The 12,866-nt window shown below is 67.6% G+C and carries 12 protein-coding genes; 6 read left to right on the top strand and 6 right to left on the bottom strand.

Going from position 1 to position 12,866, the window contains the following annotated elements; all coding sequences use genetic code 11:
- Positions 1 to 216: 216 nt before the first annotated feature.
- Positions 217 to 1,446, bottom strand: a complete 1,230-nt coding sequence (locus tag EV646_RS21785) for an MFS transporter (protein WP_199237110.1) — start codon at positions 1,444 to 1,446, stop codon at positions 217 to 219.
- An 82-nt stretch (positions 1,447 to 1,528) separates the two neighbouring features.
- On the opposite strand from EV646_RS21785, the gene EV646_RS21780 reads away from it, so the two are divergent.
- The 3 genes from EV646_RS21780 (at position 1,529) to EV646_RS21765 (ending at position 4,226) form a co-directional block, all read left to right on the top strand.
- Positions 1,529 to 2,431 (top strand): LysR family transcriptional regulator, encoded by a 903-nt coding sequence (locus tag EV646_RS21780; RefSeq protein WP_132151346.1) that lies wholly within the window; start codon positions 1,529 to 1,531, stop codon positions 2,429 to 2,431.
- Positions 2,432 to 2,597: 166 nt separating this feature from the next.
- Positions 2,598 to 3,671 (top strand): ABC transporter ATP-binding protein, encoded by a 1,074-nt coding sequence (locus tag EV646_RS21775; protein WP_132151344.1) that lies wholly within the window; start codon positions 2,598 to 2,600, stop codon positions 3,669 to 3,671.
- Between the two features lie 159 nt (positions 3,672 to 3,830).
- The gene (locus tag EV646_RS21765; protein ID WP_132151342.1) at positions 3,831 to 4,226 is read left to right on the top strand and encodes a RidA family protein; all 396 of its coding nucleotides are present in this window, start codon (positions 3,831 to 3,833) and stop codon (positions 4,224 to 4,226) included.
- Here EV646_RS21765 and EV646_RS21760 read toward each other — a convergent pair whose 3' ends face one another.
- Complete coding sequence (locus tag EV646_RS21760) at positions 4,227 to 5,507, bottom strand: FAD-binding oxidoreductase (RefSeq protein WP_132151340.1); 1,281 nt, start codon at positions 5,505 to 5,507, stop codon at positions 4,227 to 4,229.
- A 63-nt stretch (positions 5,508 to 5,570) separates the two neighbouring features.
- On the opposite strand from EV646_RS21760, the gene EV646_RS21755 reads away from it, so the two are divergent.
- The gene (locus EV646_RS21755) at positions 5,571 to 6,548 is read left to right on the top strand and encodes a helix-turn-helix transcriptional regulator (RefSeq protein ID WP_241996228.1); all 978 of its coding nucleotides are present in this window, start codon (positions 5,571 to 5,573) and stop codon (positions 6,546 to 6,548) included.
- Here the strand turns inward: EV646_RS21755 and EV646_RS21750 are convergent.
- Positions 6,538 to 6,939: a hypothetical protein gene (locus EV646_RS21750; protein ID WP_132151338.1), complete on the bottom strand. Its 402-nt coding sequence runs from the start codon at positions 6,937 to 6,939 to the stop codon at positions 6,538 to 6,540. The genes EV646_RS21755 and EV646_RS21750 overlap by 11 nt on opposite strands.
- Complete coding sequence (locus EV646_RS21745; RefSeq protein WP_132151336.1) at positions 6,936 to 7,442, bottom strand: DoxX family protein; 507 nt, start codon at positions 7,440 to 7,442, stop codon at positions 6,936 to 6,938. Before EV646_RS21745 ends, EV646_RS21750 begins: the two co-directional genes overlap by 4 nt.
- Positions 7,443 to 7,530: 88 nt before the next feature.
- On the opposite strand from EV646_RS21745, the gene EV646_RS21740 reads away from it, so the two are divergent.
- On the top strand, positions 7,531 to 8,181 hold the full coding sequence (locus EV646_RS21740; protein ID WP_132151334.1) for a MerR family transcriptional regulator: 651 nt from the start codon (positions 7,531 to 7,533) through the stop codon (positions 8,179 to 8,181).
- Between the two features lie 4 nt (positions 8,182 to 8,185).
- On the opposite strand, the gene EV646_RS21735 is transcribed toward EV646_RS21740, so the two are convergent.
- Positions 8,186 to 8,803: a TetR/AcrR family transcriptional regulator gene (locus EV646_RS21735; RefSeq protein ID WP_132151332.1), complete on the bottom strand. Its 618-nt coding sequence runs from the start codon at positions 8,801 to 8,803 to the stop codon at positions 8,186 to 8,188.
- Between the two features lie 113 nt (positions 8,804 to 8,916).
- Here EV646_RS21735 and EV646_RS21730 point away from each other — a divergent pair, with 113 nt between their 5' ends.
- Entirely contained in the window at positions 8,917 to 9,471 is a 555-nt protein-coding gene (locus EV646_RS21730; protein ID WP_132151330.1) for a hypothetical protein, read from the top strand.
- A gap of 9 nt (positions 9,472 to 9,480) precedes the next feature.
- Here EV646_RS21730 and EV646_RS21725 read toward each other — a convergent pair whose 3' ends face one another.
- Positions 9,481 to 12,615 carry a replicative DNA helicase gene (locus EV646_RS21725; RefSeq protein WP_422386721.1) on the bottom strand — a complete coding sequence of 1,045 codons (3,135 nt, stop codon included), beginning with the start codon at positions 12,613 to 12,615 and terminating at the stop codon, positions 9,481 to 9,483.
- Positions 12,616 to 12,866 lie beyond the last annotated feature (251 nt).

Raw genomic sequence — 12,866 nt, 5'->3', positions numbered from 1 at the left:
AAGTGTCGACGCGTACGCGTCGACGCTGAAGTCGAGCCAGCGCTCCCCGCCGTCGTACCACCATCCGACTGTACGGTCACATCCGCCGGTTTGCGGAACATAGTTTGCGCTCAGCGCCGACTATGTTCCGCAAAGGCCGAGTTACTTGCCCTCGACCTTGGGTCTGCCGCCGGATGGTGTGTCTGTGCTCCGGCGTTGGCCGGCGGGCGACCGTGGTTAGTTGCGGTGGGCGGTGAGCATGCGGAGGACGGCGGTGTTTACGAGGGCGAGGATCAGGGCGGAGAAGATGAGGAGGGCGACCTGGGCGGGGAGTAGGGCTATGCCTAGGCCGATTGCCAGGACGGGGATGGCTAGGCCGGCGTAGGCGATGAGGAAGAGCGCGGCTAGGACTTCGCCGCGGGAGGTGGGGTCGGCGAGGGACGCGGCGGTGGCTACGGCGCCGCGGAAGACGAGGCCCACGCCCGCGCCGGCGATGATGCCGCCGGCGACGAAGAGCCAGAGGCTGGGGAGGAGGCCGCCGGTGGCGACGGCGATCAGGCCGACGCTCATCGCGACGAGGCCGATGCGGAGCTGGAGTTGCCGGGCCAGCCGGACGAAGACGACTTGGCTGCCGGCGCTGGCGATGAAGACGGCGAACGTCACCACGCCCGCGAGCAGACGCGAGGTCTGGTGCAACGTCCCGGACAGGAACGTCGGCGCCAGCGAGGTGAACAGCCCGAGGATCGCAAAGGCCGCAAAGGCGCCCATGGCCGAGGCGAAGAACAGCGGCTTCGCGGCCGACGGCAGCGCGACCCGCTGTGGCCGGTACGCCGGACGCTCCTCGAGCCGCTCCACAGTCTCCGGCACCAACGCGACCCCGAGCGCGCTGAGCAGAAGCAGCACAAGGAAGACCTCGTACGGGCGCTCGAGCGGCGACGACACGTACTGCGCGAGGACCCCACCCACGAGCGGACCGACGGCCAGCCCGCCGAGGTTCACCATGCTCGAGATGAGCGCCGACCGGCTCGGGTCCTCCTCCGGCCGCGCGACCTGCCGCAGCTCGGACAGATGCGCCGTCGCGGTCGCCGTGAGTACACCGACACCGACCCCACAGATGAACCGCGCGACCAGCAGCCCAGGCACGTCCTGCCAAAACAGGAAGATAGCCGCGGACAGCGCCTCCGCGAGTACGGCGAGCAGCGCGATCCGGCGGCGGCCGAGCCAGTCGCTGACGTGACCGGCGAGGTAGAGACTGGCCATCACGCCGACCGCGTAGCTGGCGAAGATGACGGTGATGACGTACGTCGGGAAGCCGTCACGGTGCTGGTAAATGGCATAGAGCGGCGTCGGGACGGTGGAGAACGCCATCGTGGTCAGGAAGGCGGCGGCGATCACCCAGAAGCCCGGACCGTGGGCGAAGCGGACCCGCTTCGACTCGAGCGGGCGCGAACTGGTCATCGTGGACATGTCTCCAGAGTGACTCGCCGGATCTATCGAGTCCAACGAAACTTCTTGCACGGTCTTATCGTCATTCACGATAATTGACCTCATGGACAGCCGGCAACTCGAGTACTTCGTCGCCGTCGCGGAGGAGCTGAGCTTCACCCGCGCGGCGCAGCGGCTGTTCACCGTCCAGTCGACCGTGTCGGCCGCCGTACGGGCGCTCGAGGCGGACCTGAAGACGACGCTGTTCGACCGCTCGACGCGACGCGTCACGTTGTCCGCGGCCGGGCAGGCTTTGTTGCCTGAGGCAAAGGCCGCGCTCGAGGCGCTGGATCGGGCCCGGGCCACGGTCGAGGAGGCGTCCATCGGACTCCGCGGCAGCGTCCGCATCGGCACACTCGCCCGGCTCAGTCTGGTGAACCTCGCTGAGCTGCTCGGCGCGTTCCACCAGAAGTACCCGCTGGTCGACGTACACGTGGCGACGTCGCCGACCGGGTCGAGCGGCCTGGCGGACGACGTACGCCACGGTCGGCTGGATGTCGCACTGGTAGGCCTCGCCAGGTCGGAGCTGCATGGGCTGGAGATTCGCGACATCGCGACCGTGCCGTTCGTCGTACTGCTGCCGTCGTCGCATCCGCTCGCGGCGCGTCCCGCCGTACGGCTGAAGCAGCTGGCGGGCGAGCCGTTCGTCGACATGCCGCGCGGGTTCGGCAACCGGAGCATGGTGGATCGGGCGTTCGACAACCTCGGGGTTCCGCGGCGGGTCCAGGTCGAGGTGCCGGAGCTGACCACGATCCCCGACTACGTCCGTGCCGGGCTCGGCGTCGCCGTCGTACCGGAACTGGAACCGGCCAAGGCACCCGGGGTCGTTCAGCTGCCGATCACCGGCGAAGACCTGAGTTGGACGCTGTCGGTGGTCACGCCCAGCGGCCGCCCGCCGAGCCGCGCCGCGAGCGCCCTCCTCGACCTGATGGCCGACTCGGTCCGCCCCGACGGCCTCTACTTCTAGTACGACGTAGCTCGAAAAACCCCGGCAAACAAGGTGATCAGCACCACGAGCGGGTTTAGTTGATGCATCAACAGACCGACCTACCATCGTTGTAGACGCCCAAGACATGGGCGCCCTTGCGACGGATCGTCCGGCACGTTCCTGCCGGCGAGGAAAGAAGCGCGACATGGCAACTGTCTCGTTCAAGGGAGCCAGCCGGGTCTACCCGGGCACCGACACCCCCGCGGTCGACAAGCTGGATCTGGACATCCAGGACGGCGAGTTCATGGTGCTGGTCGGGCCGTCGGGGTCGGGGAAGTCGACCGCGCTGCGGATGCTGGCCGGGCTCGAGGAAGTCAACGACGGTTCCATCTACATCGGCGACCGCGACGTCACCAACGCCCCGCCGAAGGAGCGCGACATCGCGATGGTGTTCCAGAACTACGCGCTGTACCCGCATATGACGGTCGCGGACAACATGGGCTTCGCGCTCAAGATGCAGGGTCTGCACAAGGACGAGCGGGCCAAGCGAGTCGCCGACGCGGCGAAACTGCTGGGCCTGGAGGAGTATCTGGAGCGCAAGCCGAAGGCGCTGTCCGGTGGTCAGCGTCAGCGGGTCGCGATGGGCCGCGCGATCGTACGGAATCCGCAGGTCTTCCTGATGGACGAGCCGCTGTCCAACCTCGACGCCAAGCTGCGGGTCCAGACACGGACGCAGATCGCTGAGCTGCAGCATCGGCTCGGCGTCACCACCGTCTATGTCACCCACGACCAGGTCGAGGCGATGACGATGGGCGATCGCGTCGCCGTGCTGCGGGATGGCGTCCTGCAGCAGGTGGACACCCCGCTGAACCTGTACGACCGGCCGAAGAACCTGTTCGTTGCCGGCTTCATCGGTTCGCCGGCGATGAACCTGATCGAGGCGGAGATCACCGACGGCGGCGCGAAGATCGGCGATTACGTCGTACCGATCGAGCGCAAGCTGCTGGCGAAGGCCGGGGACGACAAGACCCTCTTCCTGGGGATCCGTCCGGAGGCGTTCGATCTCGCCGACGAAGGGCTGCCGGTGAAGGTGGCGGTGATCGAGGAGCTCGGCGCGGACGCGTTCCTGTACGGGACCGCGGAGCACACGACGAATCAGCAGGTCATCGCGCGGATCGGCACGCGGCTGCACAACGAGAAGGGCGCTGTCGTGCACCTCGCGCCGAACCCCGACAAGCTGCACCTGTTCTCCAGCTCCACCGAGGAGCGCCTAGGCTGACCGGGTGGCGACGTGGGATCCGGATGCACCTGGTGTGATGGTCCTGCCGTCGGGCCGGCTGGTGCGCGGACGCGGTCTGCGCAACGGCCGCCGGCAGGTCGATTCGTCCGCCGAATATCCCGTTGACCACGGCCCACGACGTGGCGTTTGCTCGACCAGGTGACGATCGAGCGCACCAATCCCGACGGGCTGCACGCAACCCCGGGCTACCACCACGTGACCAAGGTCCAAGCAGACACGATGGTCTATCTCGCCGGTCAATGCCCACTGCAACCATCGGGTGAGCTGGCCGAGGGAGGACTGGAAGGTCAGACCGAGCAGGTGATCCGCAACATCCTGATCGCCCTCGACGCCGCCGGCGCCACCCCGGACGACGTCGTACGCACGGTCATCTACGTCGCGAGCCCGGTCCGCGAAGAGCTCTCCGCGGTCTGGGCTCAGCTCAACGCCTCACCTCTCGCTCCTGCCTTCACCACGGCCAGCACCCTTCTCGGCGTCGCGCAGCTCGGGTTCCCGAAGCAGCTGGTCGAGATCGATGTGACGGCGGCGCTCTGATCAGATCTGGTGGTTCGGAGCCAGCCGCTGGTTCGGGTCGTACCGCTTCCGGAGCTCGGTGAGCCGCTCGTAGTCGGCCGGGTCGAAGGCCTCACGGGCCTCGTCCGGGGTCAGCGGCCCGAAGCTGAAGTTCAGCGACCGGCCGATCACTGACCCCGCCCACGGCTCAAGGACACGCCGGTGCAGCCCGCTGGTGTCCTGCTCACCTGGCGACAGAACAGTCAGTGAGTACGCCGCATCACGGTGGCCAACGGCGTTGTCAGCGTCTCGGCTGAGCGCCCCGCCGAGGTGCCGGATGCCGATCACGCACATTGCCGACGCACCTGGACCGGCCAGCTTCGGCAGGGTCGCCAGCGCGCCGGGGTCGAGCTCGCTGAGCAAGACGTTGCGCGAGCGGTACGGGTCCGGCCGCACCGGTTCGGCAAAGATCTCGCCCGATTGGGTGTACGGCAACTCACGAATCGTGTCGAGCACGGGCTCACCGATCGCCCGCAGCGGTTTGATCGATCCCTCGCCATCGTTGCCCAGGACCACGACCTGTACCTGTGCGATGTACTTCCCTCGCAACGGCTCGGGAACCGGCGGGATGTCCGGCATCGGGACCAGCGCGACCGCCGACGTGACCTCGTCAGGCACGGTCCGGGTCCACTCGCGCCAGACCTCCAGCGCCGTCGGGTTCGCGTCGAAGTCGAAGTACAGGCTGCCGCCGTACACGGTCGGTACGTCGAACAGGTCGACCTCGATTCCGGTGACCACGCCGAAGTTGCCGCCACCACCGCGGAGCGCCCAGAACAGCTCAGGGTCGTCCTCCGCGTTCCGCCGTACGCCATCCGGCGTGACGACCTCGATCCGCCGGACATGGTCGGCCGCGAAGCCGTACCGCCGGGCCATCAGACCGGTCCCGCCGCCGAGCGTGTAGGAGATCGCGCCGACGCCGGGGAAGCTGCCGGACAGCGGCGCGAGTCCGTACGGCGCGGTCGCGTCGATCACCTGCTGCCACGTCGCCCCGGCCTCGATCCAAGCCGTCTTCCTCTCCGCGTCGACCGTGACTCCGTTGAACCGGCCGGTCGTGATCAGCACGCCGCCTTCGATACCTTTCGTAAGTCCGTGCCCGGAGGCTTGGACCGCCACCCGCAGGTCGTGCACCACGGCGTACGCGACCGCCTCCTGCACCTCCTCGGCACTGGTGACCGCGAAGATCGTCGAGGGCCGGTGCGGGTCCAGTCGCTGGAAGCCGAGTCGTGCCTCGTCGTATCCGGGGGTTTCCTTCGTCAGCATCATGCGACCCACGTTAGGAGCCCTTCCGGACACACCTTGTCCGCAAGGCAAGGCATCCTGGAGTTTGTGAGCACCCGTCGCGAGATGCCCGGCCGCTTGTTACGGCTGCTGTCGCTGCTGCAGAGCCGCAACGACTGGTCCGGCCGCGAGCTGGCCGAGCGCCTCGGCGTCACAGAGCGGACCGTACGGCGAGATGTCGACCGGCTGCGCTCACTCGACTACCCCGTGACGGGTACGACCGGGACCGCGGGCGGCTACCGATTGGGCTCCGGAACCAACCTGCCGCCGTTACAACTCGACGACGACGAGGCGATCGCGGTCGCGCTCGGTCTGGTCGGCGCGAGCGGTGGCGGGATCACGGGGATCGCGGCGAGCTCGATGAGTGCGCTGGCGAAGCTCGAACAGGTGCTGCCCGCGCGACTGCGGCCGCAGCTCGCGGCGGTCGGATCAGCGGCGGAGGCGATCCCGCGGCCGGACGTTCCACAGGTCGATGCAGGCGTCCTCGCGACGCTCGCACGATGCTGCCGGAACCACGAGATCGTTGCCTTCGACTACCGCAGCCGGCGGGGTACGGACACTCCTCGCCGGGTAGAACCGCATCAGTTGCTTTCCCTGACCTGGCGCTGGTATCTGCTGGCCTTCGACCCGTCCCGGGACGATTGGCGGATCTTCCGCATCGACCGGATCTCCGCGGTCGCGCCCGCGCTGCATCGGTTCACACCCCGCGAGTTGCCGGGGGACGACCCCGCGTCGTACTTGAAGGAATCGTTCGCGTTGGCGCAGTACCGGCATTCGGTCCGGCTGAGGGTGGCGTTGCCGGCTGACGAGGTGCCGGGACGACTGCCTCTCGGCAGTGTCGTCGAGCCGGACGGTCCGGACGCCTGCACGGTCCGCTTCAGCGCCGACCGCGCCTCCCTGATCGTGCAGGACGTCGCCTCACTCGTTGCCCTGGGCGCCGACTTCACCGTCGAGGAAGCGACGCCCGAAATCGCTTCACTGATCGCCGAGGTCGGCGCCCGCCTCGCCCGCACCTTCACGCCGTGATCAGGCCGATGCCAAGGGTCAGTACGCCGACGGCAAGCGAGGCGGCGCCGAGCCAGAGAATCCAGAGGAACTGGTTCGGCTGGGTGCGGTCCTTGCCTGCGGACGACGCGAAGAAGCCACCGGACATCAGGATCGCCGCGGTTGGGATCGCCAGCCGGGCGATCCAGAGCCAGAAGCCGGACAGGCCGGTCTGATCGACGTACAGGAGAGCGACCAGGCTGAGGATCACCAGTACGCCGGCGTGCGCGTGACCGGCTCGGGCGAACGACTTCTGGAAGTCCGTCATCGGGACCTGGCCGCGGACGATCTTCGTCATGAAGTAACCACCGAACTGGATCGTCACGATGGTGAGCAGGATCGCTCCGGCGATGATCCTGGATACGTCGGTCATGCGTGCACGCTCACTTTCGGTTCGGCCGGCTTTGATGCGAGCTGCGCCGTACGGGCCACCCACACTGCGACCGCGAGATAGAGGATCTGTTCGGGGATGCGCTGCCACAGCGGTGTCGCCTCGCCGCCGTCGAATGGTACGTCGGCGACGGCCGCGTAGATGTTTGCCGGAAGCAACGACACGAACAGCGCGGCCAGGGCGTATCCGGCAGCCCAGCGTGTCGCGGTCAGGACGAGACCGGCCGCACCGAGGAACTCCAGTACGCCGGTCACGTACACCAGCGCGTCCGCGAACGGCAGGAACGGCGGCACCATCCGGACCAGGTCGGCGTGGGTAGGCATCACCGTCACCTCGGCCGGGACGAAGTGAGCGGTCGCGGTGAACAGCAACATCACCGCCATCCCGTGCGCCGCACTCACCGGCCAGGTCGCGAACCGCCGAACCCCAAGCGCACCCAGCGCCCGGAACACCAGCGTCGCCAGCACCAGTACGAGGGGGATCATCCGCCCCAGCTCCTTCACTATGGATAGTCGAAATATCCGTTTATGGATACTGATACTATCCGTCATAGGTCGACGAAAGGCAAGCGCTATGCGAATCGGGGAGCTGAGCCGGGTCACCGGAGTGCCGGTGCCGACGATCAAGTACTACCTGCGCGAGGGCCTGCTCCCGCCGGGTGAGCTGAGCAGCCCGAACCAGGCGTCGTACGACGAACCACACGTCCGGCGGCTGCGGCTGATCCGCGCGCTGGTCGACCTCGGGCAGGTACCGATCGCGCAGGTCAAGAACATCGTCGAAGGACTGGACTCGAAGACTTTGCCGCTGCACGAGCAGATCGGGCGCGCGCATTACGCGATCACCCGGCCGCGCCAGCTCAGCACCTCGAGCGAGGAACCGTCGTACGCCGCCGCCGAGGCCCAGGTCACCGACCTGATCGCCCGCCGCGGCTGGACCATCCACGCCGAGGCGCCGGCACTGACCACCCTCACCGAGACGATCGCCGCGCTGCGCTCACTCGGCCAGGACAACCTCGTCGGCCACCTCGACGCCTACGCCGATGCGGTCGAAGCGTTCGCCGAACTGGAAATCTCCGCCGTCACCTCACCAGCGCCAGACGGCGCCGCCCGTACTCCCGACGCTGTCGCCGAGTCCGTCGTGATCGGCACCATCCTCGGCGAAACCCTCATCGCCAGCCTCCGCCTCCTAGCCCAGGAGTCCCTCTCAGCCCAGGGCTGGCGCTGACCGCTCAGTTGAACAGTTGGCCGTTCAGGGTCTCGCTTGCCCAGGTGACCCACTGTCGTTCCGTCCAGCCTGCTTCCAGGACGAAGGCGCCGTACGACTCGGGTCCCATCAGGAAATAGAGCAGATCCGCTGCTCGGCGCTGTGTCAGACCGGGGCGCAGCGGTGTCTTCTTGCGCAGCTCGGCGACGAGTGCGGCCATGTCCTGGCGTCGGAGTTCTTGTGAGCGGGCGTAGATCTCGCCGGCGGGTTCTTGGCTCACCGCACCGAAGACGGACTGCATCGGGGCGATCCTTGCATTCAGTTGTGCGACGCCGGCGACGATCTTGGCCAGCGCGTTCCTGGCGTCCGGCTCGCGCATCGCGGCGATGTGCCAAGGCTGCAGCGGCGGCGGCACTGGATCGTCGCCGAGCACGGTCCACTCGTGGACGGCGCGCAGGAGCTCGTCCTTGGTCCGGAAGTTGAAGTACACGGTCTGCACGGCGACACCCGCCTGCTTGCCGATCGCCTCCATCGTGGTCGCGCGATACCCGGTCGCACAGAACAGGTCGTACGCGGCACGGATGATGCGGGCACGCGTCGCTGCCGCCTTGCTCTGCATCTTCGAAGGCTTGACCCCGGCCATGCGCCGTAGTCTACTTTTAGTGGCAGCCACTAGTGGTTACCACTAAAAAATGACTGGGGGATCGAATGACCACGAAGCAAGGAGATGCCGTCTCTTCATCCCAAGGTCCGGCCGTGGCATCAGCGGTTGGCCTGGCCGGCGCCGTACTGCAACTCGGCTATGGAGCGGCCGCGATCGTCTTCCCCTACCCGGCGATCGCCGAACGCGGCTGGGAGCTGGTCTGGCTGGCAATCAACATCGGCATGATCGCGGGCGTTGCCGGCTGGTTGCTGCTCGACGTGGCAACCCCGCGCCGCCTTGCCCGGACGGGCGGCGGGGTGGCGATCGCCGGCTACCTGATCCGGATCGCCGTCTCGATCTGGCTGGTCGCCGATCCATCGGCGTACGTCGACCCCGCGATCGTCGCGAGCATCATCCTCATGTTCACCGGCATGGGCATCGTCGGTGTCTGCACCGCCCGCGGCCCCTTGACCGGTTGGCCCGCGTGGGCCCCACTAACGACCGTGGCTGCAGGCATCGTCACCGCAACCTTCTACTCCATCCACAAGCCCACCCACTTCATCCTGCTAGGCCTCCTCTGGGGCACGACCTGGCTCGCCCTAGCCCTGACAACCCGCAGCCTCCGCACCCAAACACCCCACCAGCAGTCAGTACCCGCGGCGAACTAACCCAGCGCCCTACCCGTCATGCGCCATATCCACAAACCGCGAGTAATGCCCCTGGAAGGCGACGACGACGTCAGCAGTAGGCCCGTTCCGATGCTTGGCAACAATGAAGTCAGCTTCGCCAGGCCGAGTCGACTCGCGCTCGTACGCATCCTCGCGGTGGAGAAGGATAACGACGTCGGCGTCTTGCTCCAAGCTGTTATGTAGAGCGATGCCTTCGGCTACGAAGTTGTGGGTGGCTAGGACGGTTGCGTCGTACACGGGCTGCTCGCCGACGCTCTCGATCGAGGTGACGGTGTCCCAGAAGATGTCGTTGGTGGCGAGGACTTCGAGGTCGGCGTTGTCGAGGATGTCGGCGACCTTGGCGAGGCGTTGCCGGCTCGGGGCGTGCTTCCACAGGGTCGATCCGGAGAATTTCGTGCCCATCGCGGCGGCGAACTCGCGGTGGCTGACCTTGCGTTCGGCGAGGACCTCGCGCACGCGGCCCCAGACTTCCTTGGGGACGGTGTCGAGGTTGGTGTTGCCGCGGATGTCGCGCAAAGCCGCGGCGACCTCCAGCACCTTGAGACCACGGAGGCCGTGGACGCCGATCTGGTCGCAGAAGCGCAACTGGTTCTCGGCGCCGTAGATGTAGAGGTGGTAGCCGTCGCGGTAGCCGGCCTTCTTGACGGTTTTGATCCGGCTGAAGATGTTGTGGCGGAGGAGGAGGCGGGCGAGGTCGTCGACCAAGCGGCGGCTGGTGGAGGCGTAGTAGATCCGGGCCTGGCCGGCCTTGGCGTCCCAGCGGACGGAGCCGTCGGTGGACCAGAGGTGGTGGATGAAGCGGGCGAGTTGTTCTTTGGGGAGGGCGAAGATGCCGTCCGGGATGAACTTCTCGTGGCTGCGGAGACCGAAGAGGCCGAGGTCGTCGAGCCACGCGGCGATCGGGTTCCGCTTACCGCGAGCGAGCCGGTACGGCGCGGGGAGGCGCAAGCTGGTCACGCGGGCGGCGGCGTGATCATCGCGGATAGCGGTGATGCCGAAGCGGCGGTGCGCGGCTTCGGCAACCGCGGTCAGGTTGGCCTCGTCGATGCTGGCGTAGCGGATCGGCTGGCGCTTGACGAAGGAGCCGTCGCCGAGCAGGTGGGCGAGGATGGTGATCTCGTCCTCGTCCCACGGCTTGACCTCGAGGGGTGCCGGCACGTGCCGGAGTGATCCCACCCGGCTGCCCGGAACCAGCTCACCGAGCGGCTTCCAGCCGGCGTACGTGAGGAAGGGGTGGTTCGCGGTCGCCTTGATCTCCCGACCGGACGCGAGCTTCACCCGGAACACTTCCTTCACGCCGCTGGGAAAGGCGTGCGTCAGCGTCCGCGGCACCAGCTTCAGCCGATCGTCGAGCGACCAGACCGGGATGTCCCGCGCGTCTGTGGCCAGCAGTTCGCCGAGCGAGATCTCGGCACCGGTGTCCGCCCGCAGCAGCCGGGTGTCCGCGGTCAAGCAGCCGGATTCGCGGAGGTCGGAGGCCATGGGGCGTTTGTCGGAGCGTTGTTCGGAGCCTCGGTTGAGCTGGCAGATGGCTACTACGGGGAGCTCTAGCTCTTTGGCGAGGAGCTTGATCGAGCGGGAGAACTCGGAGACTTCGAGCTGGCGGGACTCGACTTTTTTGCCCGACGTCATCAGCTGGAGGTAGTCGATGACGATGAGGCGGAGGTCGTGGCGTTGTTTGAGGCGGCGGGCCTTGGCGCGGATCTCCATCATGGTGAGGTTCGGGGAGTCGTCGATGAAGAGTGGGGCCTCGGAGACCTCGCCCATCTTGCGGGCCAGCCGGGCCCAGTCCTCGTCGGTCATCTTGCCGTTGCGCATGTGGTGCAGCGGCACCTTCGCCTCGGCCGAGAGCAGTCGCATGGTGATCTCGTTGCGGCTCATCTCCAGCGAGAAGATGCACGAGGTCAGGCCGTGCTTGATCGACGCCGACCGGGCGAAGTCCAGGCCGAGGGTGGAGTTGTGGGTCGGGATCATCGTCTTGCCGGCCAGGTAGAGGTGGTCGGGGTTGTCGACCTCGACGCACCGCACCGGCACACCCTCGACCGGGTCGACCCATTCCACCCGGCGCTCGTCCTCACCGGCGAGCGCGGCCGGGAAACCGTGCCCGGTGATCTGCCGTGGCGCCGACCCGGGAATCGACGGTGTCAGCCCGGGACTCGCGGACATCGCCGTACGTAGGTCGGCGGTCGTGCAGACCACCGGGCGGCCGCCGTCCTCGACCCGCCACTGGTGCTCGGCGTCGGCGACGATCGTGCTGCCGTCGGAGAAGAACAGCCGGAAGCAGGGCCGGTCGAGCATCACGTCGGTCGCCGCCACCACCGTCGTCGGCAGGCCGTTGACGTCGAGCAACTGGTCGCCGACGGCGACCTCGCCCATCGTGGTCCAGCCGGTGGGCGTCGGCAGCGGGGTGTCGAGAGCGAGCGCCTTCCCCATCGCGGGACGGGCCGCGACGATGATCATCTGGCCCGGGTGCAGCCCGTTGGTCAGCTCGTCGAGGTCGGTGAACCCGGTCGGTACGCCGACCATCGCGTCGCCGCGGGAGTCGATTGCCTCGATCTCGTCGAGGGCGCCCTCCATGATGTCCTTCAGCGGCGCGTAGTCCTCGGCGGTGCGCTTCTCGGTGACCGAGTAGATCTCCGCCTGGGCCTCGTCGACGACATCGTCGACCTCGCCCTCGCCGGCGTACCCGAGCTGGACGATCTTGGTGCCGGCCTCGACCAGCCGGCGCAGGATCGCCTTCTCCCGGACGATGTGCGCGTAGTACCCGGCATTCGCGGCGAGCGGGACGGAGGCGACCAGGGTGTGCACGTACGGCGCGCCGCCGATCCGGGCCATCTCGCCCCGTCGGTTCAGCTCGGCCGCGACGGTGATCGCGTCCGCGGGCTCGCCCCGCGCGTACAGGTCGGTGATCGCGTTGAAGACGGCCTCGTGCGCCGGGCGGTAGAAGTCCGTGCCGCGGATGGTTTCGATGCAGTCGGCGATGGCGTCCTTGCTCAGCATCATCGCGCCGAGCACGCACTGCTCGGCGGCCAGATCCTGCGGCGGCGTGCGGTCGAAGCCCATCTCCGGGCTGCGCTCCTCCTGGCCGCCGCCCTGTCCCCCGCGGAACTCCGCCACGCTCACTTCGTCCGACCTCCTCGGCCCACCGACCCGGCTGCCCCGAACCGGATTCGAACACCTGATCGAACCTTAGCCGAACCCGCCGACACTTTCGTCCCGCGACCGTACGCCGGTCTTGTCGCCGGGCGGTAGTCAGTCATCCACAGGGGGTGTGGACGAGCTGTGGGAAACCCCGGGAACAGGTGTGCACAGGTTGGGCATATACCTGTGGATATCTGGGGACAACCATCCGCAACATCCCCCTGACCTGCGGT

The organism is Kribbella antiqua (genome assembly GCF_004345665.1).
Lineage (GTDB): Bacteria > Actinomycetota > Actinomycetes > Propionibacteriales > Kribbellaceae > Kribbella > Kribbella antiqua.
The sequence above is the reverse complement of the archived record's forward strand: the minus strand, read 5'-3'. Positions and strand labels throughout refer to the sequence as shown.

What these genes read in the sequence shown, in the direction of transcription:
- EV646_RS21775 (WP_132151344.1), top strand. Translation starts at nt 2,598, where the DNA reads ATGGCAACTGTCTCGTTCAAGGGAGCCAGCCGGGTCTACCCGGGCACC.
- EV646_RS21780 (WP_132151346.1), top strand. Translation starts at nt 1,529, where the DNA reads ATGGACAGCCGGCAACTCGAGTACTTCGTCGCCGTCGCGGAGGAGCTG.
- EV646_RS21745 (WP_132151336.1), bottom strand. Translation starts at nt 7,442, where the DNA reads ATGATCCCCCTCGTACTGGTGCTGGCGACGCTGGTGTTCCGGGCGCTG.
- EV646_RS21735 (WP_132151332.1), bottom strand. Translation starts at nt 8,803, where the DNA reads ATGGCCGGGGTCAAGCCTTCGAAGATGCAGAGCAAGGCGGCAGCGACG.
- EV646_RS21750 (WP_132151338.1), bottom strand. Translation starts at nt 6,939, where the DNA reads ATGACCGACGTATCCAGGATCATCGCCGGAGCGATCCTGCTCACCATC.
- EV646_RS21740 (WP_132151334.1), top strand. Translation starts at nt 7,531, where the DNA reads ATGCGAATCGGGGAGCTGAGCCGGGTCACCGGAGTGCCGGTGCCGACG.
- EV646_RS21785 (WP_199237110.1), bottom strand. Translation starts at nt 1,446, where the DNA reads ATGTCCACGATGACCAGTTCGCGCCCGCTCGAGTCGAAGCGGGTCCGC.
- EV646_RS21760 (WP_132151340.1), bottom strand. Translation starts at nt 5,507, where the DNA reads ATGATGCTGACGAAGGAAACCCCCGGATACGACGAGGCACGACTCGGC.